This window comes from Escherichia sp. 93.1518 (assembly GCF_013368915.2).
GTDB classification, from domain to species: domain Bacteria; phylum Pseudomonadota; class Gammaproteobacteria; order Enterobacterales; family Enterobacteriaceae; genus Escherichia; species Escherichia ruysiae.
Genome location: NZ_JABWMT020000028.1, coordinates 1 through 20,912 on the forward strand (window position 1 = coordinate 1; position 20,912 = coordinate 20,912).

General features: G+C 51.6%; 25 protein-coding genes. 8 read left to right on the forward strand and 17 right to left on the reverse strand.

The window, feature by feature from the left end; all coding sequences use genetic code 11:
* Window positions 1-557 precede the first annotated feature (557 nt).
* The 4 genes from drpB (at window position 558) to HEN21_RS17840 (ending at window position 3,510) form a co-directional block, all read left to right on the forward strand.
* On the forward strand, window positions 558-839 hold the full coding sequence (gene drpB, locus HEN21_RS17825; RefSeq protein ID WP_016231791.1) for a cell division protein DrpB: 282 nt from the start codon (window positions 558-560) through the stop codon (window positions 837-839).
* A 39-nt stretch (window positions 840-878) separates the two neighbouring features.
* The gene (locus HEN21_RS17830) at window positions 879-1,574 is read left to right on the forward strand and encodes a phosphohydrolase (protein WP_176252133.1); all 696 of its coding nucleotides are present in this window, start codon (window positions 879-881) and stop codon (window positions 1,572-1,574) included.
* A 66-nt stretch (window positions 1,575-1,640) separates the two neighbouring features.
* On the forward strand, window positions 1,641-3,059 hold the full coding sequence (dcm, locus tag HEN21_RS17835; protein ID WP_001157278.1) for a DNA-cytosine methyltransferase: 1,419 nt from the start codon (window positions 1,641-1,643) through the stop codon (window positions 3,057-3,059).
* Window positions 3,040-3,510, forward strand: coding sequence for a very short patch repair endonuclease (locus HEN21_RS17840; RefSeq protein ID WP_000132886.1), 471 nt, complete (start codon window positions 3,040-3,042; stop codon window positions 3,508-3,510). The genes dcm and HEN21_RS17840 overlap by 20 nt, the downstream gene beginning before the upstream one ends.
* Here HEN21_RS17840 and yedA read toward each other — a convergent pair.
* Window positions 3,499-4,419 carry a drug/metabolite exporter YedA gene (yedA, locus tag HEN21_RS17845; RefSeq protein ID WP_001212254.1) on the reverse strand — a complete coding sequence of 307 codons (921 nt, stop codon included), beginning with the start codon at window positions 4,417-4,419 and terminating at the stop codon, window positions 3,499-3,501. The genes HEN21_RS17840 and yedA overlap by 12 nt on opposite strands.
* A 171-nt stretch (window positions 4,420-4,590) precedes the next feature.
* On the opposite strand from yedA, the gene HEN21_RS17850 reads away from it, so the two are divergent.
* The 3 genes from HEN21_RS17850 to dgcQ all read left to right on the forward strand — a co-directional run bounded on the left by HEN21_RS17850 (window position 4,591) and on the right by dgcQ (window position 7,778).
* Window positions 4,591-5,508, forward strand: coding sequence for a DUF808 domain-containing protein (locus HEN21_RS17850; RefSeq protein WP_000922670.1), 918 nt, complete (start codon window positions 4,591-4,593; stop codon window positions 5,506-5,508).
* A gap of 78 nt (window positions 5,509-5,586) precedes the next feature.
* A complete protein-coding gene (locus tag HEN21_RS17855; RefSeq protein WP_000011631.1) occupies window positions 5,587-5,769 on the forward strand; it encodes a YodC family protein in 183 nt (60 codons plus the stop codon).
* 314 nt (window positions 5,770-6,083) lie between these two features.
* Window positions 6,084-7,778: a cellulose biosynthesis regulator diguanylate cyclase DgcQ gene (gene dgcQ / locus HEN21_RS17860; protein WP_010356097.1), complete on the forward strand. Its 1,695-nt coding sequence runs from the start codon at window positions 6,084-6,086 to the stop codon at window positions 7,776-7,778.
* Here the strand turns inward: dgcQ and HEN21_RS17865 are convergent.
* Together HEN21_RS17865 and yodD are read right to left on the reverse strand one after the other, a co-directional pair.
* Complete coding sequence (locus HEN21_RS17865) at window positions 7,775-8,590, reverse strand: mannosyl-3-phosphoglycerate phosphatase-related protein (protein WP_016158465.1); 816 nt, start codon at window positions 8,588-8,590, stop codon at window positions 7,775-7,777. The two genes, dgcQ and HEN21_RS17865, sit on opposite strands and share 4 nt — an antisense overlap.
* 296 nt (window positions 8,591-8,886) lie before the next feature.
* A complete protein-coding gene (yodD, locus tag HEN21_RS17870) occupies window positions 8,887-9,114 on the reverse strand; it encodes a peroxide/acid resistance protein YodD (protein ID WP_010346997.1) in 228 nt (75 codons plus the stop codon).
* A gap of 162 nt (window positions 9,115-9,276) precedes the next feature.
* Between yodD and dsrB the strand changes: the two genes are divergently transcribed.
* On the forward strand, window positions 9,277-9,465 hold the full coding sequence (gene dsrB, locus HEN21_RS17875) for a protein DsrB (protein WP_000867217.1): 189 nt from the start codon (window positions 9,277-9,279) through the stop codon (window positions 9,463-9,465).
* Between the two features lie 43 nt (window positions 9,466-9,508).
* Here the strand turns inward: dsrB and rcsA are convergent, their stop codons facing one another.
* The 14 genes from rcsA to fliF all read right to left on the reverse strand — a co-directional run bounded on the left by rcsA (window position 9,509) and on the right by fliF (window position 20,871).
* Window positions 9,509-10,132, reverse strand: a complete 624-nt coding sequence (gene rcsA / locus HEN21_RS17880; protein WP_000104005.1) for a transcriptional regulator RcsA — start codon at window positions 10,130-10,132, stop codon at window positions 9,509-9,511.
* Window positions 10,133-10,421: 289 nt separating this feature from the next.
* The gene (fliR, locus tag HEN21_RS17885; RefSeq protein ID WP_021550944.1) at window positions 10,422-11,207 is read right to left on the reverse strand and encodes a flagellar biosynthetic protein FliR; all 786 of its coding nucleotides are present in this window, start codon (window positions 11,205-11,207) and stop codon (window positions 10,422-10,424) included.
* Between the two features lie 7 nt (window positions 11,208-11,214).
* On the reverse strand, window positions 11,215-11,484 hold the full coding sequence (gene fliQ, locus HEN21_RS17890) for a flagellar biosynthesis protein FliQ (protein WP_000187358.1): 270 nt from the start codon (window positions 11,482-11,484) through the stop codon (window positions 11,215-11,217).
* A gap of 9 nt (window positions 11,485-11,493) precedes the next feature.
* A complete protein-coding gene (fliP, locus tag HEN21_RS17895) occupies window positions 11,494-12,231 on the reverse strand; it encodes a flagellar type III secretion system pore protein FliP (RefSeq protein ID WP_176252132.1) in 738 nt (245 codons plus the stop codon).
* A complete protein-coding gene (fliO, locus tag HEN21_RS17900) occupies window positions 12,231-12,596 on the reverse strand; it encodes a flagellar biosynthetic protein FliO (protein ID WP_010351023.1) in 366 nt (121 codons plus the stop codon). Before fliO ends, fliP begins: the two co-directional genes overlap by 1 nt.
* A gap of 2 nt (window positions 12,597-12,598) precedes the next feature.
* Window positions 12,599-13,012 carry a flagellar motor switch protein FliN gene (gene fliN, locus HEN21_RS17905; RefSeq protein ID WP_001281689.1) on the reverse strand — a complete coding sequence of 138 codons (414 nt, stop codon included), beginning with the start codon at window positions 13,010-13,012 and terminating at the stop codon, window positions 12,599-12,601.
* Entirely contained in the window at window positions 13,009-14,013 is a 1,005-nt protein-coding gene (gene fliM, locus HEN21_RS17910; protein WP_010351026.1) for a flagellar motor switch protein FliM, read from the reverse strand. The genes fliN and fliM overlap by 4 nt, the downstream gene beginning before the upstream one ends.
* Window positions 14,014-14,017: 4 nt before the next feature.
* Window positions 14,018-14,482 carry a flagellar basal body-associated protein FliL gene (gene fliL, locus HEN21_RS17915; RefSeq protein WP_176252131.1) on the reverse strand — a complete coding sequence of 155 codons (465 nt, stop codon included), beginning with the start codon at window positions 14,480-14,482 and terminating at the stop codon, window positions 14,018-14,020.
* Between the two features lie 104 nt (window positions 14,483-14,586).
* Window positions 14,587-15,714, reverse strand: coding sequence for a flagellar hook-length control protein FliK (locus HEN21_RS17920; RefSeq protein ID WP_176252130.1), 1,128 nt, complete (start codon window positions 15,712-15,714; stop codon window positions 14,587-14,589).
* Window positions 15,711-16,154 (reverse strand): flagellar export protein FliJ, encoded by a 444-nt coding sequence (gene fliJ / locus HEN21_RS17925; protein WP_000807573.1) that lies wholly within the window; start codon window positions 16,152-16,154, stop codon window positions 15,711-15,713. The genes HEN21_RS17920 and fliJ overlap by 4 nt, the downstream gene beginning before the upstream one ends.
* 21 nt (window positions 16,155-16,175) lie before the next feature.
* The gene (gene fliI / locus HEN21_RS17930; protein ID WP_000213312.1) at window positions 16,176-17,546 is read right to left on the reverse strand and encodes a flagellar protein export ATPase FliI; all 1,371 of its coding nucleotides are present in this window, start codon (window positions 17,544-17,546) and stop codon (window positions 16,176-16,178) included.
* Window positions 17,546-18,232 carry a flagellar assembly protein FliH gene (fliH, locus tag HEN21_RS17935; protein ID WP_176252129.1) on the reverse strand — a complete coding sequence of 229 codons (687 nt, stop codon included), beginning with the start codon at window positions 18,230-18,232 and terminating at the stop codon, window positions 17,546-17,548. The genes fliI and fliH overlap by 1 nt, the downstream gene beginning before the upstream one ends.
* Window positions 18,225-19,220: a flagellar motor switch protein FliG gene (gene fliG, locus HEN21_RS17940; protein WP_000067965.1), complete on the reverse strand. Its 996-nt coding sequence runs from the start codon at window positions 19,218-19,220 to the stop codon at window positions 18,225-18,227. Before fliG ends, fliH begins: the two co-directional genes overlap by 8 nt.
* Window positions 19,213-20,871, reverse strand: coding sequence for a flagellar basal-body MS-ring/collar protein FliF (gene fliF / locus HEN21_RS17945; protein WP_176252128.1), 1,659 nt, complete (start codon window positions 20,869-20,871; stop codon window positions 19,213-19,215). Before fliF ends, fliG begins: the two co-directional genes overlap by 8 nt.
* Window positions 20,872-20,912: the final 41 nt, after the last annotated feature.

Sequence of the window (20,912 nt, forward strand, 5' to 3'; positions counted from 1 at the left end):
ATTTTATTTTAAAGATTACATGTAACAAATGTATTTAAAATATTTCAAAATGTTTCTAATCTATTTAATATAATTCAAGATTATGAATTGTAAATACAAGCATTCATAGGATTTATGGGTTTATATCAAATAGTTATTGGTTTTTTATAAGAATGGATTGAGTCAATGATTGTTTCGCTAAAACTCGAGTGTGATCTTGCGCACATTATAAAATGGCATAAAAAAAAGCCGGCTTCATGCCGGCTCAAAAATATAAACAAGACGATAAAAGGCTAATAACGGAGTTATCATGACACAGAAAACAAAAAAGGTATAATTGTATTCCTCGCTAATATATTGAATTAGTGAATTAATAAAACCACGATCAAAGTTAAATAAAATTTTTTATGACTGTTTTTCCAGTAATTATTGCCATTGAACAAAAATCATCTATTTGTTCAAAAAATGAGTGAGTCTTGACTGGCTCATCTAATGTGGAAAAATGTGACCTTTATCACATAACAACATGAAGTCTGAATTTTCCGGTTTAACTTAATATGGAGCATGGTTCGACAACAATGGAAGAAAGACTCTCTCGCAGCCCTGGCGGCAAACTGGCTTTATGGGCTTTCTATACATGGTGTGGCTATTTTGTCTGGGCGATGGCGCGTTACATCTGGGTAATGAGTCGGATCCCCGATGCCCCCGTGTCAGGATTTGAAAGTGATTTAGGTTCAACTGCGGGAAAGTGGTTAGGTGCGTTAGTGGGATTTTTATTTATGGCCATGGTCGGGGCATTGTTAGGTGGTATTGCCTGGTACACCCGACCACGGCCTGCGCGAAGCAGACGCTATGAGTAAAAACTGCTAAGGTTGCGACCCTTTGGCAGCGGAGCGCGTATGAACTTACAACACTGGCAGGCACAATTTGAACGTTGGTTGAAAAACCATCATACACACCAGGACGCGGCTCATGACCTGTGTCATTTTCGTCGCGTCTGGGCGACAGCGCAGAAACTGGCGGCAGATGAAGACGTCGATATGCTGGTCATTTTAACCGCCTGTTATTTTCATGATGTCGTGAGTCTGGCGAAAAATCATCCGCAACGGCAGCGTTCCTCATTACTGGCAGCAGAAGAGACGCGTCGCATTTTAAGTGCGGAATTTGCTGATTTTCCGCCAGAGAAAATAGACGCCATTTGCCATGCCATCGCGGCACACAGTTTCAGCGCGCAAATTACGCCTTTAACGGTGGAAGCCAAAATCGTGCAGGATGCAGACCGGCTGGAAGCATTAGGTGCGATAGGTCTGGCGCGCGTGTTTGCAGTTTCAGGCTCATTGGGGGTGGCGCTGTTTGACGGTGAAGATCCGTTCGCGCAACGTCGCCCGCTCGATGATAAACGCTACGCGCTGGATCATTTCCAGACGAAGTTGCTGAAACTACCGCAAACTATGCAAACGGCAAAAGGTAAACTGCTGGCACAACATAATGCCCGTTTTCTGGTGGAGTTTATGGCTAAGCTCAGTGCCGAACTGGCGGGCGAGAATGAAGGTGTGGATCATGCGGTGATTGATGCGTTTTCGCCGGCTGACTGACCGCGTAGCCCTAAACAGAAGTAATTATGTTAACCTGTCGACCATCTCAGATGGCCGGTTAAATCTATGCAGGAAAATATATCAGTAACCGATTCATACAGCACCGGGAATGCCGCACAGGCAATGCTGGAGAAACTGCTGCAAATTTATGATGTAAAAACGCTGGTAGCGCAACTTAATGGCGTGGGAGAAAACCACTGGAGTCCGGCGATTTTAAAACGTGCGCTGGCTAACGACTCGGTGTGGCATCGTTTGAGTGAAAAAGAGTTCGCCCATTTGCAAACGTTGTTACCCAAACCGCCAGCACATCATCCGCATTATGCGTTTCGCTTTATCGATCTCTTTGCCGGTATTGGTGGCATCCGTCGCGGTTTTGAATCGATAGGCGGTCAGTGCGTGTTTACCAGCGAGTGGAATAAACATGCGGTGCGCACCTACAAAGCTAACCATTATTGCGACCCGGCGACGCATCACTTTAATGAAGATATCCGCGACATCACTCTGAGCCATAAAGAGGGCGTCAGCGATAAAGCAGCGGCAGAACATATTCGTCAGCACATTCCTGAACATGATGTTTTATTGGCCGGTTTTCCTTGCCAGCCGTTTTCACTGGCTGGCGTATCGAAAAAGAACTCACTTGGTCGTGCGCACGGTTTTGCTTGCGATACCCAGGGTACGCTGTTCTTTGATGTAGTGCGTATCATCAATGCCCGTCGTCCGGCGATATTTGTGCTTGAAAACGTCAAAAACCTGAAAAGCCACGACCAGGGCAAAACATTCCGTATCATCATGCAGACGCTGGATGAACTGGGCTATGACGTAGCCGATGCCGAAGATAATGGCCCGGACGATCCGAAAATCATCGACGGCAAACATTTTCTGCCGCAGCACCGTGAACGCATCGTGCTGGTGGGCTTTCGTCGCGATCTGAATTTGAAAGCTGATTTCACCTTGCGGGATATTAGTGACTGTTATCCGGCACAACGTATTACGCTGGCGCAGTTACTGGATCCGGTTGTTGAAGCGAAATATATCCTGACGCCGGTACTGTGGAAGTACCTCTATCGTTATGCGAAAAAGCATCAGGCGCGCGGAAACGGCTTCGGTTACGGAATGGTTTATCCGAACAACCCACAGAGTGTTACACGTACGCTTTCTGCCCGTTATTACAAAGATGGTGCGGAAATTTTAATCGATCGCGGCTGGGATATGGCGACAGGTGAGAAAGACTTTGACGATCCGCAGAATCAGCAACATCGTCCACGTCGGTTAACGCCTCGAGAATGCGCACGTTTGATGGGCTTTGAAGCACCCCATGAAGCAAAATTTCGCATTCCGGTTTCTGACACTCAGGCCTATCGCCAGTTCGGCAACTCGGTGGTAGTTCCGGTATTTGCTGCAGTGGCAAAATTGCTTGAGCCAAAAATCAAACAGGCGGTGGCGTTGCGTCAGCAAGAGGCACAACATGACCGACGTTCACGATAAGGCCACGCGTAGCAAAAATATGCGCGCGATTGCCACGCGCGATACGGCAATCGAGAAACGTCTCGCCAGCTTATTAACCGAGCAGGGGCTGGCGTTTCGTGTTCAGGATGCCAGTCTGCCAGGACGCCCGGATTTTGTCCTCGATGAGTATCGCTGTGTGATATTTACGCATGGCTGTTTCTGGCATCATCATCACTGCTATCTGTTTAAAGTGCCTGCTACACGCACTGAGTTCTGGCTGGAGAAGATTGGCAAGAATGTAACGCGTGACAAGCGGGACATTAGCCGCTTACAGGAATCGGGTTGGCGTGTATTGATTATCTGGGAGTGTGCGTTACGCGGACGGGAGAAGTTGACGGATGCGGCGCTTGCCGAGCGTCTGGAAGAGTGGATCTGCGGCGAGGGCGCCAGCGCGCAGATCGACACTCTGGGGATTCATCTACTCGCGTGATGCGTCCTGAATGACTGGCGCGACAACGGGTTTTGCAGGGAAGAGATATTTTCCCAACGTGACCAGCACCACAGCGAAGACAATTACGCCCAGCGCCAGCCATTCAATCCGCGATAGCGTTTCGCCACCCAGCCCTGTACCCAGCAATACCGCTACAACCGGATTAACGTATGCGTAGCTGGTAGCCAGAGCCGGGCTGACATTGCGGATTAAATACATATAAGCATTGATGGCGATGATCGAGCCGAACAGCGCCAGATATCCGACCGCAAGGAAGCCCGAAAGAGAAGGGAGCGCCGTCAGTTTTTCACCTGCAATCATCGACGCGATCATTAACACCACGCCTGCCGCCAGCATCTCAATGGCGCCCGCCATCATGCCTACTGGTAGGGTAATGCGCGAGCCATAAACCGAACCAAACGCCCAACTCACAGAACCGATCAAAATCAGAATCGCGCCCCACGGATTGCCGCTTAAATTACCGCCGCTATTGAGCATGATGATTCCGGCAAGCCCAATGGCGATACCCACCCATTCCAGCTTGCGCGTTTTAATGCCAAACAGGCGGCTGAAACAGAGAGTAAAGAGAGGTACTGTTGCCACCACTACGGCGGCAATGCCGGAGGGAACATTTTGATGCTCAGCCACCGTTACCATACCGTTACCGACAGCAAGCAGTAATAAACCAATCAACGCGGCATTAAGCAGAGGACGCAGTGGCGGCAGTTTGTGCCCACGCAGCAGTAAAAAGGCCATTAATAAAATACCGGCAGCCAGAAACCGCACGCCCGCCATCATTAACGGTGGCCAGCTTTCAACCCCAATCCGAATGACAAAATAGGTTGAGCCCCAAATGATATACAACGCAAACAGCGCGCCAAAAAGCGGTAACAACTGGCGGAAACGCATAATCCCTCACGATGGAAATAAAAAGCCGGTTCATAGTAAACGTGAAAATCATTTCGCTGGCGAGAGATATAATTGCGTTTGATTGTTAAAAAAATGTTGACCTGTGAAGCAAGTATCAGCCGGGCTGATTTTGCTTCATACTTAGCGCGTCAACGATAAAAATGAGAGGGAATGCTTTTGGCCGGGAGTAGTTTACTGACATTGCTCGATGATATCGCCACTTTGCTGGACGATATCTCCGTGATGGGCAAGCTGGCGGCGAAGAAAACCGCCGGTGTATTAGGGGATGACTTGTCGCTCAATGCGCAGCAAGTTTCAGGTGTGCGTGCCAATCGGGAGTTGCCCGTGGTCTGGGGCGTGGCGAAGGGATCGCTTATCAACAAAGTGATTCTGGTGCCGCTGGCGCTGATCATCAGTGCTTTTATCCCATGGGCGATTACGCCACTGTTGATGATTGGCGGCGCATTTCTCTGCTTTGAAGGGGTAGAGAAGGTGCTGCATATGCTGGAGGCGCGTAAGCACAAAGATGATCCGGCGCAGAGTCAGCAGCGTCTGGAGGCGCTGGCGGCGCAAGATCCGCTGAAGTTTGAAAAGGACAAAATAAAAGGGGCGATTCGTACCGATTTTATTTTGTCTGCGGAAATCGTCGCCATCACGCTGGGGATTGTGGCGGAAGCGCCGCTGCTTAATCAGGTGCTGGTACTTTCAGGGATCGCACTGGTGGTTACCGTGGGGGTTTATGGTCTGGTGGGTATCATCGTTAAGATTGATGATCTGGGCTACTGGCTGGCGGAAAAATCCAGTACGGTTATGCAAGCATTGGGTAAGGGGCTATTGATTATCGCCCCCTGGCTGATGAAAGCGTTATCGATCGTCGGCACACTGGCGATGTTCCTGGTTGGTGGCGGCATTGTGATACATGGCATCGCGCCGCTGCATCATGCGATTGAACATTTCGCCGGGCAGCAGAGTGCACTGGTCGCAATGATATTACCGACTGTTTTAAATCTGATTCTTGGTTTTATCATCGGTGGTATCGTCGTGTTGGGAGTGAAAACGATAGCAAAATTGCGCAGTCAGGCACATTAATATTCTCATTAGCTATTATGCAAAATTCGCCATTCTCGACTAAGGTGAACAAGTTTCACTCGAAAAAAGGAGGCGAGTATGAGCTTTGTGGTTAGTGAGGAAGTGACGGTCAAAGAGGGCGGCCCGAAGATGATTGTTACTGGGTATTCCAGCGGCATGGTTGAGTGTCGCTGGTATGACGGTTACGGTGTCAAACGGGAAGCCTTTCATGAAACTGAGCTTGTTCCGGGGGAGATGCGTCGTTCGCCGGAAGAAGCCTGAAAGCGTATAATTAACACCAGTCCGGATAAGGCTTTCATGCCGCATCCGGCTGTTGTGCAGCGTCTGCATTGAATGTCTGATGCGACGCTGGCTAGTCTTATCATGCCTGGGTTATAAAAATAATCGATGTCTGGCGGTAGAATCAAAAGTAGGCCGGATAAGGCATTCATGCCGCATCCGGCTGTTGTGCCAGCGTCTGCATTGAATGCCTGATGCGTCTTATCATGGCAACATTATAAAATTATTGCTGTTTGGCGGTACGTTATCGCCAGGTTATGCCAGAATCATAAGAAAGCAGGTTGGGAGTCGTCAGGGTGCAGCACGAGACAGAAATGGAAAACCAGAGCTGGCTGAAAAAACTCGCGCGCCGCCTGGGGCCTGGTCATGTCGTTAATCTCTGCTTTATTGTGGTGTTGATCTTCTCAACGTTACTCACCTGGCGTGAAGTGGTGGTTCTGGAAGATGCCTATATTTCAAGCCAGCGTAACCATCTGGAAAATGTTGCCAACGCGCTTGATAAACAACTGCAATATAACGTTGATAAATTATTGTTTTTACGTAACGGGATGCGTGAAGCTCTCGTTGCGCCGCTCGATTTCACCTCTCTGCGCAATGCCGTTACCGAGTTTGAACAACGTCGCGATGAACATGCCTGGCAGATAGAACTCAACAGACGGCGCACCTTGCCAGTAAACGGCGTTTCGGATGCCTTAGTCAGCGAGGGGAGTCTGCTTTCCCGCGAAAATGAATCCCTGGATAATGAAATTACCGCCGCGCTGGAAGTCGGTTACTTACTACGCCTGGCGCACAACTCCTCATCAATGGTTGAACAGGCGATGTATGTCTCGCGCGCCGGATTTTACGTTTCAACGCAGCCGACGCTATTTATTCGCAATGTGCCTGGGCGTTACTACGAATTTGTCACCCAACCCTGGTTTATCGGTCATTCACAACGAGAAAACCGTCAACGCGCGGTGCGTTGGTTTACCTCTCAGCATGAGCATAACAATGCTACAGAGCCACAGGTCACTGTAAGCGTGCCGGTCGACAACAATAATTACTGGTATGGCGTATTGGGGATGAGTATTCCCGTGCGTTCAATGCAGCAATTTTTACAGAATGCTATCGATAAAAATCTCGATGGCGAATATCAACTCTATGACAGCAAACTGAAATTATTGACCTCGTCCAACCCGGACCATCCTGGCGAAGATCTCTTTGACCCTCGTGAACTGGCATCACTTGCGCAGGACATTGAACACGATACGCGCGGTGGGATTCGGATGAACAGCCGCTATGTTAGCTGGGAACGGCTGGATCATTTCGATGGCGTATTAGTGCGTATCCATACGCTTAGTGAAGGCGTACGTGGAGATTTCGGCAGCATAAGCATTGCATTAACCTTGCTGTGGGCGCTCTTCACCACCATGCTACTTATCTCCTGGTATGTGATCCGCCAGATGGTAAGCAATATGTTTGTCCTGCAAAGTTCGCTGCAATGGCAGGCGTGGCACGACACCTTAACCCGCATGTATAACCGTGGAGCACTGTTCGAAAAAGCGCGCCCGCTTGCTAAATTGTGCCAGACACATAAGCATCCTTTTTCTGTTATTCAGGTCGACCTTGACCATTTTAAAGCGATTAATGACCGCTTTGGTCACCAGGCGGGCGATCGTGTGTTGTCACATGCCGCCGGATTAATTAGCCGTTCATTGCGAGCCCAGGATGTTGCCGGACGAGTTGGCGGCGAGGAGTTTTGTGTGATTCTGCCGGGCGCTAACCTGGAGCAGGCAAAAGAAGTTGCCGAACGCATTCGTCTGAAGCTGAATGAAAAAGAGATGTTGATTGCCAAGAGCAAAACCATCCGCATTAGTGCTTCGTTGGGGGTGAGCAGCAGCGAGGAAACCGGTGATTATGATTTTGAACAATTACAGTCGCTTGCCGATCGTCGGCTTTATCTCGCTAAACAGGCAGGGCGTAATCGGGTCTTTGCGAGCGATAACGCTTAACGAGCGGTGAAAAAGTGATCCAGTCCTTCGCGCCAGCCTTCCGGTCCTTCTCGCTGCGTTCGCCAGACCCGGGCAGGGTTCTCATTTTGCAGATGAACACCTTCCCGGTTTAGCCCTTTCACAATGACTGCGTAATCCATCACCTCCAGTAAGGGGGCATCATTTGGACCATCGCCTAAGCCGAGCGTCGTCGGACGTTTTCCACCTGATTGTTGATATATCGCGATGATCCAGTTAGCCGCCTGATCTTTTCCGGCAGAGGCATCCAGCACATGCCAGAAGCGCGCACCTTGTACAAACTGTAATCCTAGCTCGTTCAGACGAGCGGTAAATTGAGCCATCCGCTCGTCACTGTCGCGCCAGATGAGCGTGACTGAGGCTTCATGCAACTGCGTCAGCGCCGCCTGGCTGCGGCTTAATCCCGTCCATTCCGCAATGGTTGTATCATCGACATCATCAAAGGTGGTGAATTTGAAATGTTCTTTCTCGCGCAGCGTATTCAACACCAGACTGATTTCACTATGGGCAATGCCCGAGATGATCCGGGGAAAACCGTCGATATCTTGCCATTGATGATCCAGTTGGATCACCGCGCCGTTTTCGGCAATCAGCGGCAAACCTTGTAGCCCTACGTTTTTTTGCAGGTACAGCATTTCCGCCGACGTTTTACTGCTACAGAGAATCACAGGCACACCTGCTTCCCGTAAACGGTTTAGCCAGGGAGCGGCAGGCTGCCAGTCATAACTGTGACTATCTAACAGGGTGCCATCGAGGTCGGTGAAAATTAGCAGTGGTTGTTGAATTGAAAGCATGGTAGCGCATACTCCCTTTACCAGGATGTTTCTCAAAATAGCACGATTTGTCTTTAATCATTTTTCGGGAGCGATCCCGCTCGTAGCAGAGCCCGTAAGGGGTGACGAAGGTCACAGATCCATTCATTAATGACATTAATCATTCACACAAAGAATATTTCCTTGTCAGCGAAAAAAATTGCAGATAAGGTGATGAACACATCAGATTTCCTGGTGTAACGAATTTTTTAAGTGCTTCTTGCTTAAGCAAGTTTCATCCCGACCCCCACAAGGGTCGGGATTTTTTTATGTTACATTTAGCGGTTCACTTCCGAGACGCTAAAGTCATGGATATCCAGCTCAAAGGCATCTGCTAATTCACGCCATGTATGATATTCACGCCCATCAACGCTGACGTGTTCTGAATCGCTCTGGCTGCGATGAACTTCGCTTTCGCTAATTTCATTGATCGCCGCCAGCAGGGCATCGACATCGACGCTGACCTCTCGTTTTGCGGTATCGCTGTACTCTTTTGCGGTCTTCATCATCTTTCCTCGCAACCGTTACTCATTTGTTGCTGCCGACCGTTATGTTAGCCAGGCATCTCTTAAGTATAGACCGTCGAGAAAATCAGCACTCGTGCGCGCCCGACGCTGCCAGAAAAACGAAATTGTTCTACACTGGCACAAAGCCACAGGAGGAAAATGATGAAGGTGAATGATCGGGTAACAGTCAAAACGGATGGCGGTCCGCGTCGTCCTGGCGTGGTACTGGCAGTTGAGGAGTTTAGTGAAGGCACAATGTACCTGGTTTCGCTGGAAGACTACCCGCTCGGCATCTGGTTCTTTAATGAGGCAGGGCATCAGGACGGTATCTTTGTGGAGAAAGCAGAGTAATTTCATTCAGCCTGACTGGTGGGAAACCACCAGTCAGAATGTGTTAGCGCATGTTGACAAAAATACCATTAGTCACATTATCCGTCAGTCGGACGACATGATAGATAACCTGTTTATTATGCGTTTTGATCTTACGTTTAATATTGCCTTTATGAGATGAAACAGTCTTGGCTTTGATATTCATTTGGTCGGAGATTTGAATGGTTCCCTGACCTGCCATCCACATTCGCAACATACTCGATTCGGTTCGGCTCAATGATAACGTCGGCATATTTAAAACAGTGGCCATCGTTGTCTCTTTTTTCAGAATATCGCCAAGGATATCATCGAGAGATTCCGGTTTAATCGATTTGGAACTGATCAATAAATTTTTTCTGACCAACAGATATTCATCAAAATGAACGTTGGCAATCGCCATAAAAACGATAAATAACGTATTGGGATGTTGATTAATGATGTGCTTGATGCGCTGACTGTTAGAAGTATCGTGGATAAAACAGTCCTCATTAATAAACACCACTGAAGGGCGCTGTGAATCACAAGCGATGGCAAGGTCATCAACGGTTTCGATGTCGTTGATTTCTCTTTTTTTAACCCCTCTACTCAACAGATACCCGGTTAAACCTAGTCGGGTGTAACTACATAAATCCATAATAATCGTTGACATGGCATACCCTCACTCAATGCGTAACGATAATTCCCCTTACCTGAATATTTCATCATGACTAAACGGAACAACATGGGTCACCTAATGCGCCACTCTCGCGATTTTTCAGGCGGACTTACTATCCCGTAAAGTGTTGTATAATTTGCCTGGAATTGTCTTAAAGTAAAGTAAATGTTGCGATATGTGAGTGAGCTTAAAACAAATATTTCGCTACAGGAGTATCCTGGAAGATGTTGTCTGATTTTATTTTTCAGATAATCCTTAGGATAACACGATAAACATTACGGAATCATATTGCTGGAAATTCGCTAATAATATCTGCCAGTAAATTAAAAATTTCACTAAATAAATGTTCGCAAAATGGAGCAATTAGCGGCATTAATGCTGCCATTAATGAAATGCCGACTGTCAGAGTTAATGGAAAACCGATAACGAATATTGATAATTGCGGAGCCATACGATTAAGTAATCCCAGCGCCAGATTCAGCGTCAGCAGCAGGGTAATAAGCGGTAATGCGAGCATAAATCCGTTGAGGAAAATCAAACTTCCCGCTTTGGTGAGTGCCAGAAACACATTGCTGTTAAGCGGTTCACCGCCAATCGGCAGGGTGTGAAAGGTATCGACCAGCAGCGAAATCAACCATAAATGACCGTTAAATGTCAGGAACAGCAGTAGCGCCAGCATATCCATGATGCGTGCTAAGACGGGCATATTGAGATGGCTACCAGGATCCACAAACGTCGCAAATGACAGCCCCATTTGCAGACCGATAATTTCGCCTGCGGTTCGTACAGCGGCGAAAGCAAATTGCATGGTAAAGCCAAGCGCAATGCCAATCAGGATCTGCTGCATTGCCAGCCAGAGGGCATAAAACGAAAAAATGGGAACATCGTTGGCAGGTAATGCCGGAGCTATGGCGAACGTGATCATCATTGCGAGACCCAGTTTCACCCGTTTCGGCACGCTGCGTTCACTCAAAATGGGCGCGGTAGAAATGAGCGCCAGCACGCGCAGTAACGGCCAGAAGTACAGACTTAGCCAGGAAAGCCATTGATCGCTCGTCACCTGCAACATAGCACGGCTACCCGATGATATACGGCAGGTTAGTGAACAAGGTGCGGACGTAATCCAGCAACAGATTGAGCATCCACGGTCCGGCAATAATAATGGCGATAAATACGGCGATGATTTTCGGAATAAACGACAACGTCATTTCGTTAATCTGCGTGGCAGCCTGCAAAATGCTGATGATAAGGCCAGTGACCAGCGCCACCAGCAGCAGCGGGGCAGCCAGCGCCAGCGCGACTTTCATCGCTTCTGTCCCCATCATCATGACCGATTCGGGTGTCATTTTGCCTCTCTAGCTGTAAAAGCTTTGCGCCAGCGAACCGACAAGTAATTGCCAGCCATCCACCAGCACAAACAGCATAAGTTTAAAGGGCAGCGCAATGGTGGCTGGAGGCACCATCATCATCCCCAACGCCATCAAAACGCTGGCAATCACCAGGTCGATAATCAAAAAAGGAATGAAAATCGTGAAGCCTATCTGGAATGCGGTTTTCAGCTCGCTGGTCACGTAGGCCGGGAGCAAAATGCGCATCGGCACAGCCTCCGGTCCCTGCAACGGGCCAGTATTCGCCAGTCTGGCAAACAACCCTAAATCCGCCTCGCGGGTCTGACGCAGCATAAATTCACGCAGCGGCTGCGCTCCTTTTTCCAGCGTCTCCTGCATGGAGATTTTTTCTTCGCTGAATGGCTGGTATGCATCGACATAAATTTTGTCGATCACCGGAGACATAATAAAAAAGGTCAAAAACAGCGCCAGCCCCAGCAATACCTGGTTGGGCGGCGCGGAGGGGGTTCCCAGCGCGTTACGTAATAAACCAAAAACAATGATGATGCGGGTGAAGCTGGTCATCATCAGTAAAATCGCCGGAATAAACGTCAACGAGGTGATGAACACCAGTGTCTGCACCGGGAGCGACCAGCTTTGTCCTCCGCCAGGTAGCGGCTGGCTGGTGATACCAGGCAGTTGCGCGAACGTGAGGGGCGTAACCAGCCAGAGAAGGACCGGTGCGACAGACAACAAATGACGCATCAGGATCTCCCGCTACGCTTGAGCAAGTTTTTCATGACCGACTGAAAATCGGCCTGTGGTATCTCTTCCGTTGGCGCAGAAGGGGGAAGTTTATGCAGCAAATTGATTTGCCCTGCGGTAACGCCGAGTACCAGCCGTGCATCGTCCACATCGACCACCACGACCCGTTCACGCGCGCCCAGCGAGGCGCTGGCGCTAATTTTCAGACCGTTAACGCCTGTGCGTTTAGGGGCAAATCCCAGCCGTTTTACCAGCCAGGCAGCGGCGAGGATCAGGACAATAATGGCGATTAGTGCGCCGCTCACCTGAAGTAGCGGTGCGGTGGAAACCGGCGCGGAAGATTGCACAGTGGCGTGGTTATTCATCACTAACGGCTCAGGCGGCGCATTCGCTCAGACGGGGTAATGATATCGGTGATCCGCACGCCATATTTATCGGCAACCACCACCACTTCGCCCTGGGCGATTAAATAGCCGTTGATCAGAATATCCAACGGTTCGCCCGCCAGACCGTCCAGCGCCACGACTGACCCTTGCGTCAGACGCAACAGCTCTTTGATGGTCATACGTGTGCGACCCAGCTCGACGGTCAGCTTAACCGGAATATCCATAATCAGGTCGATATCCTGCAATGTTCCACTGACGTCGCCGCCGCCAAGCTGCTGGAACACGGCTTCAGCCGCGCTTTTGCCGCTTGTTGATTTTTGTTCGCTCAACGCTTCAGCCCACAGATCGTCCATTGCGCCGTTGTTGTCATCGGCCGGATTATTTAAGTCACTCATTTGGGCTGTTCCTCGTTCAGAGAATTCAAAATCGGGTTAATCAAATGTTCTATCCGTAACGCATACTGACTGTTGATGGTGCCGTACTGGCTGGTCAGTACCGGAACGCCGTCAACATGGGCAATGATGCGATCGGGTTTTTCTATCGGCAGGACATCGCCGGGTTTCAGTTTCAAAATCTGCGACAGGCGCAGCGATATATCGGCAAAGTTGGCGACCAGTTCCAGCTGTGAGTGCTGCACCTGACGCACCAGGTTATCGCGCCAGTTCTGATCTTCATTACGCGAGTTTTCCAGCGGCGGGTTAACCAACAATTCCCGTAGCGGCTCGATCATGCTGAATGGCAGGCAGATATTAAATTCGCCGGTCAGGTTGCCAATCTCGACATGAAAAGGCGTGTTAACCACAATGTCGTTCGGTGAGGTGGTGATATTGGTAAATTTCACCTGCATTTCCGAACGCACGTACTCCACTTCCAGCGGATTAATCGCCTTCCAGGCGTCGCTATAGCCTTCAAGCGCCAGCTTCAACATGCGATTGATGACGCGCTGTTCGGTATGCGTAAACTCACGACCTTCTACTTTGGTCGGGAAGCGACCATCACCGCCAAACAGGTTATCCACGGCGATAAACACCAGACTTGGCGAGAACACCACCAGCCCGGTGCCGCGCAGCGGTTTCAGGTGGATAAGGTTCAGGTTGGTTGGCACCGGCAGATTGCGGGCAAATTCATGATACGGCTGTATGCGGATCGCCCCGACGGTAATGTCCGGGCTACGGCGCAGCAGGTTGAACAGCCCCATGCGGAAATGGCGGGCAAAACGTTCATTAATGATTTCCAGCGCCTGCAAACGTTCGCGCACAACCCGACGTTGGGTATTGGGGTCGTACGGACGAATGTCACTTTCGCCGCCAGCACTGGTTGTCGGTTCGTCTTTGACCTCGCTGTCACCATTCAACAGCGCATCAATTTCAGCTTGAGAAAGAATACTATCGCCCATGTCGTTATCGCAGAATAAAAGCGGTATACAGCACGTCGGTGACATCCTGTTTCGGTTGCCCGGCAACAAGCGGGGTGGAGAGTGTGGCTTTAATTGCGGCAATCAAATTTTGCTTGCCTTCTTCAGTTGCCAGCACGGCGGCATCCTGGCGCGAAAACAGTAACAGCAAGCGACTGCGGACTTCCGGCAAATACTCGCTCAGGCGCGAACGGGTGGCTTCATCTTTCAGCCGCAGCGTTATGCCGATATAAAGCACGCGATCCGCATCGCCAAGATTGACCGTAAAAGTGTCCAGCGCATAGAAGACAGGTGAGAGCACGACGCGTTGCTGTGCTTTGTCGTCAGTAGCAGCCTGACGTGAATGCCAGTAGCTGTAACCCGCGCTGGCACAGGCCGCGAGAGTAATGAATACCAGGATCGGGAGCCAAAGCGATCGCTTGCTTTTCTTGCTTATCGCGTAATCAGTCATGTGTTGCGGTCTTCCTGTGTCGCTACTGCTTATCGGCTAATTATCCCGTGTCTTAAGCGCGGCAAAGCGGGGAAAAGACGTGGATTACGGTGCCACCTCTGACGTTAGGCGAAAATATCAACGCCGCTATTGCCTGTTGCACGCCCTTGTAAAGAGGCGGGAACCGGCAGGACATCGTCATCTTCGACAGCCAGGTGTTCATGGTTTGCTGTGCGCGGGTTTTGCTGTTGCTGGGAGGCGGCCTGCTGCTGACCGTTAAAACTCTCGCCGCTGATATTGCTCTGCCCCAACTGAATACCGCTTTCAGCCAGTTGTGTTCGCAGTACTGGCAGAGCAGCTTCCAGTGCGGCGCGAACGTGCTGATGCGGTGAAACCATCTGGATTTGCGCGTGGTTGTCATCCACCTTAAGGGAGATTTGCACTTCGCCTAAATCCTGCGGATGCAAACGCAGCTCGGCACTTTGTTGCCCCTGGCGGGTAAACAGCGAAATATGCTGACTTAAGGATTGTTGCCATTCGTGAGAACCCAGCGGTGCACTCAAAACAGGCGCTGCGACGGTGGGCTGTGGCTGCGTCTGGTGCGAAGTGATTAGCGGACTGACGGCAGCGGTCACCGGCGAAGGCGTGCTGATGACTTCCGCTTTACTCTGGGCTTCAGCAATCAGCGGTGTTAATGGCTGAGCTGGGGCGCCAGGGGCGTCGTCAGGCTGCGCTGTGGTGAGTTGCGCAGGAGTCAGTTTTGTGAAGGGCGTTGGCTTCTCTGTCGATAACACTGTTGACGGCGTATCAGTCACTTTGGGCGTATTGTCAAAACCTGGCAACATCGCAAAAAGGGCACTCAGGCTGGCGGTAACATCTTCATTCAGATCATCCGCTTTTTCGTCTTTTACTGCGTTTTTGTCTGACCCCGCTGCCAGCGTAATGGCCTGAGCGGTGGTTAACGGTGTTGATGTGGATTGTTCGTCGTTGATGACTGGCAGTGTTTCATTCGCAGGGATCAGTAAATCCGGTTGTTGCGCGTCGGTCAGAATATCGCTGACCAGCGACTCGCCTTTTGTCGCGGACTTATCTGTCGCCACCTGCAACCGGATCGCAGCTTTGTCGGTTGTTGTAGCGTCTGCTAACGCCCCGCTCAACAACGCGAGAAAATCTTGTGCGGCATCACTGGCTTTGCCGCCGGGCAGTGCGGAGGTGTCAACGTCAGCGGTAATCAAGGGCGCTAAGCGAATCATTCTGGTTTCCTCATGGCGGCGCGCTGGGCGAACTCATCCATCTTTTTCTGATCGAGGCGGTTTTCTGCCAGCAGCGCCGCCGTGGATTGTCGTTCCTGCAGTGTCTGCCAGGCCTGCAAACGTTGTTTTTTCTCCCGCCAGTTATTCAGGGCAACATCAACTTTTTGTGTCCACTGCGTAAGTTGCTGATGATGCTGGGTAATGGCTTTTTCCAGCGTCTGAATAAACTGCTGATAGTTGATCCAGCGGTTGCTGGTCATCCCGGCACTCATATCGCTATTGAGGTTATTTCGATATTCATTCTGATAATCGATCAGCATTTTGAGTTGTTCTTCTGCCTGCTGACATCCGCGACGCATTTCACCCAACAGACGTGCGGCGTTATCCACCTCTTTTTCTGCCAGATCTTTCAGGGTCGCCAGTGCGCCATGTTCTGCCATCTGCTGTTATCTCCTGCTTAGTCACACTGTCGGAAAAATACGTTCCAGCCCCTGGAGAGAGTCTTCCCAGTCCGCGCGTTCAAAAATGCCTTGTTGCAAATAGCCCTCCAGCTGCGGCCACAGGGCGATGGCTTTATCGAGCATTGGATCGCTGCCTTTGGCGTAAGCGCCGACGCTGACCAGATCGCGATTACGCTGAAAACTCGACAACAGCTGTTTGAATGTGCGCACTCGCGCATAATGTTGCTCGCTGATCAACGCCGTCATTGCACGGCTGATCGACGCTTCAATATCGATAGCCGGATAGTGCCCGGCTTCCGCAAGACGGCGAGACAGCACAATGTGACCGTCGAGGATTGCCCGCGCGGAGTCAGCAATCGGGTCCTGCTGGTCATCGCCTTCGGTGAGCACGGTATAAAACGCGGTAATCGAACCGCCGCCGCTAATGCCGTTTCCGGCACGCTCGACCAGTGCCGGCAATTTGGCAAACACCGACGGTGGATAACCTTTGGTGGCTGGCGGTTCGCCAATCGCCAGCGCAATCTCACGCTGGGCCATCGCGTAGCGGGTGAGGGAATCCATAATCAGCAACACATGCTGACCACGATCGCGAAAATCCTCGGCAATACGCGTGGCATAGGCGGCACCCTGCATTCGCAGGAGCGGAGAAACATCTGCCGGTGCGGCGATCACCACCGAACGAGCACGTCCGTCAGCACCGAGGATGTTCTCAATAAAATCTTTTACTTCGCGCCCACGCTCGCCAATCAAACCCACGACAATCACATCGGCGCGGGTGTAACGCGCCATCATTCCCAGCAGCACACTTTTACCGACGCCGGAACCGGCAAAAAGTCCCATGCGCTGCCCGCGCCCGACGGTAAGCAAGGCATTGATTGGACGCACGCCCGTGTCCAGCACATGTTCAATTGGCGTGCGTTGCAATGGGTTAAATGGCGGGGTAATCAGCGCACCGGTTTCGGTCGTATCGGGGGAGGGCAGGCCATCGAGCGGTTTACCGCTGCCGTCCAGAACCCGACCTAACAACGCCGGACCTAGCGGTAACTGCTTGCCGCTTTGCAGGCCGTCGCCGGAGATATTTTTGGCATAAACGCGCGCGCCAGGTAGTACGCCTTCCACTTCCTCCAGAGGCATTAAAAACAGCCGTTGACCGTTAAAGCCAACCACTTCGCTTTCTACTTCGTGAGTTTCAGTGCCGTTCTGGCGTTCAATCACACAGGTTGCGCCGAGCGGCAATTGCAATCCGGTAGCTTCCAGTACCAGCCCGGTGGCGCGGGTTAATCGCCCGTAGCGACGCACCGCAGGTAACTGCGCCATTTTGGCTTCAAAGTTGTCCAGTGTGGTTAGCCAGCGTGTCAGGCGCGTGGTCATTACACTACTCCCGGCGCTGCCAGACGGCAGAGTTCTTGCCAGCGAGTGGCGACACTGGCGTCGAGATCGCCTTCATCGGCGGAGACTTTACAGCCGCCGGGATGGAGTGTCGGATCGCCCCGCAACCGCCAGCCATGCAAACTTAAGGTTGCGCCGAGCATTTCATCAATACGTTGCAGATCGTCAGGGTGCACGCGCAGCTGCGGTTTGCCGCTGAATAACGGTTCTTGCTGTAACAACTGCTGGATCTGCTTAATCAACGCCGCATTGTCCACCGTTGGCGTCTGACCGATCACCTGACGTGCTGCCTCCAGCGCCATCTGCATCAGGCGCGAAGCAATCACACTATCAAGCGCATCAAGGGTAGTTTGAAATTCGCTGACCAGTTGCTGCATCCGGGCATGAATTGGCGCTTGTTGAGACTTCGCCTCTGCCAGACCTTGTTCCAGCCCCTGGGCCAGACCTTCCTGATAGCCTTGTTCGTGACCTTGCTGGCGACCTTCGGCAATCCCCGCCTGATAACCTTGCTCGTGGGCCTGCATTTGCAGTTGCGCCAGTTGCTGCTCAAGGCTGGGTTCGGCCTCTTCAGGGGTGATCTCTTCTGGCTCGACCATGGGCACAAACTCCGCCTGCGGCGGCGCGAGATCGTCCGGTGTCCAGGTTTTCCACGGCAGATTATCAGACATAGGTATCCTCGCCGCTGCCAATCACCATCTCGCCGGTTTCGGCAAGACGGCGCACAATCAGCAGAATCGCCTTCTGCTCGTTCTCGACCTGCGACAGACGCACCGGACCACGGTTGGCGAGATCGTCGCGCAGAATATCGGCGGCACGCTGCGACATATTGCGCAGGAATTTCTCGCGCAGTGGCTGCTCGGCACCTTTCAGGGCGATCAGCAGCGATTCGGAATCCACTTCCTGCAACAGGCGCTGGATGCTGCGATCGTCGACATCCACCAGATTTTCGAACAGGAACATCTCGTCGATGATTTTCTGCGCCAGCTCGCCGTCAAATTCACGCACGGCGGTAATAACGGCTTCTTCCTGCTGGGTTTTCATCAGGTTGATAATTTCGGCCGCCGTTCTCACGCCGCCCATTTTGCTGCGTTTGAGATTCTGACCGTCGAGAAGGCCATTGAGTACTTCGGTCAGTTCCGCCAGCGCGGCAGGCTGTACGCCGCCAAAGGTGGCGATACGCAACATCACGTCGTGGCGCAGGCGTTCATCGAACAACGCCAGAATATCGGCGGCCTGCGCGCGCTTCAGATGCACCAGAATGGTGGCGATAATCTGCGGATGCTCATCACGAATCAGATCGGCGGCGCTCTGCGGTTCCATAAAGTTGAGCGTTTCGATGCCGCTGGCGGTATCGCGGGTTTCGAGAATATCTTCCAGCAGGCTGGCGGCACGCTCTTCACCAAGGGCTTTGACCAGCACCGAACGCAGATAATCGTTGGCGTTGATATTCAGTGCCGCAAACTGTTCAGCTTCTTGCTCAAACTCTGCCAGCACTTCAGTTAACTGCTTGTTGGAGATCTGCGTGATGTTCGCCATCGCCGCACTCAGGGTTTGCACTTCGCGCTGGGAGAGGTGTTTGAATACCTCAGCCGCCCGGTCTTCGCCAATGGTCATTAGCAGGATGACGCTCTTTTCGGTGCCTGTCAGGTTACTCATGGTCGTTATTTATCCACTGGCGAATGACCAGCGCCACCACGCGCGGATCGTTATCAGACATGTCACGGATACGCTGGCTCATTACCTCTGCCCCCAGACGTTGGTTAGCCCGGCGTTGCTGCAGTTGTTCATCTTTGCTCAGGCGAACTTCCACCGCATCTTCCACGTCCTCGCGGGTCTGTGCCTGTTGCTGCACAGCTTTCACCGCCTCGGCGCGACGTGTTAGCTGCGGGCGTACCACTTTACGCCACAGCAGCCACGCCACCAGCAGCACCAGCAACCAGCGCCCGGCAGCCAGCAACTGATCGATAAACGCTTGCTGTTGCCAGAACGGCAGTTCTCCACCGCTTTCGTCAGTGCTATTGAATGGCGAGTTGACGACATTGAGCGAGTCGCCGCGTTTTTCCGAAAAGCCCATCGCTTCGCGGGTCAGATCTTCAATCTGCTTCATCTGTTCGGTGCTGAGAGGCAACGGTTTGCCATCTGGCAACGTTTTGTAATTCACCACTACCGCGACAGACAGACGCTGCACATCGCCCACGTTCATCTTGGTATGACGAATGGTGCGATCGACTTCGTAGTTACTGGTTTCATTACGCTGCGTGCTACGCGGCCCACTATTGCTGGTGGTGCTCGCCTGCTGCTGGCGATTATTTTGATTTGCCGGAGGCGTACTGATTGGTGCGTTATTCGCAGGCGCTGGTTGATTCGACAACGCACCCGGTACGCCGCCCGGATAACCGGAACCGCTTTGCTCGCTCTCATTAAGCTGGCGTGAGCGGAGCGCCGCCTGTGATTGGTTGCCGTTAGGGCGATACTGTTCTTCTGTTTGCTCTTTACTGGCGAAGTCCAGCTGTGCCGTTACCTGGGCGTGAATATTGCCGTTGCCGACAACAGGCGACAGAATCGCTTCAATACGCCGCTGAATGCGTCCTTCGACATCGCTGGCATATTTCAACTGGACGTCATTAAGATCGCGTCCGCTGGTGTTGGACTGGGTTAACAGATGTCCACTCTGATCCACCAACGTGACATTTCCCGGAGGCAGACCAGCAACCGCGCTGGAAACCAGATGTACAATGGCGCTAATTTGCCCTTCATCCAGCGCGCGGCCTGGCAACAAATTTACCGTCACTGATGCCGAAGGAGATTTTTGTTCACGAACAAATAAAGAGGGCTTTGGCATCGCCAGATGCACGCGCGCTCCTTTTACCGGGCCGATAGTTTCGATGGTACGGGAAAGCTCGCCTTCCAGCGCCCGCTGATAATTCACCTGTTCGCTGAACTGGCTGATGCCAAATTTTTCCTGATCGAGCAGCTCAAACCCAACAGCACCGCCTTTAGGCAAGCCTTGCTGCGCCAGACGCAGACGCAACTCGTGAACTTTATCGGCCGGAACTTCAATCGCGCCGCTGGCTTCGCTGAAGCGGTAAGGAATGTTCATTTGCGTCAGTTGGGTGACGATTGCGCCGCCATCCTGATCGGAAAGATTGCTGAATAACGTGCGGTAATCAGGGGCTTTTGCCCACAGAATTAACGCGACTATCACTGCCACCGCAGCGGAACCAGCAACAATCAGGGGGATTCTCGGATTCGCGCGTAGGCGATTGAGCCACTCAAGAGATTTTGTCTGGGCTGCGGTCGTATTCATCGCGCACCTCGCGGCAGATGATAGACGGCGGTATTGGCAAA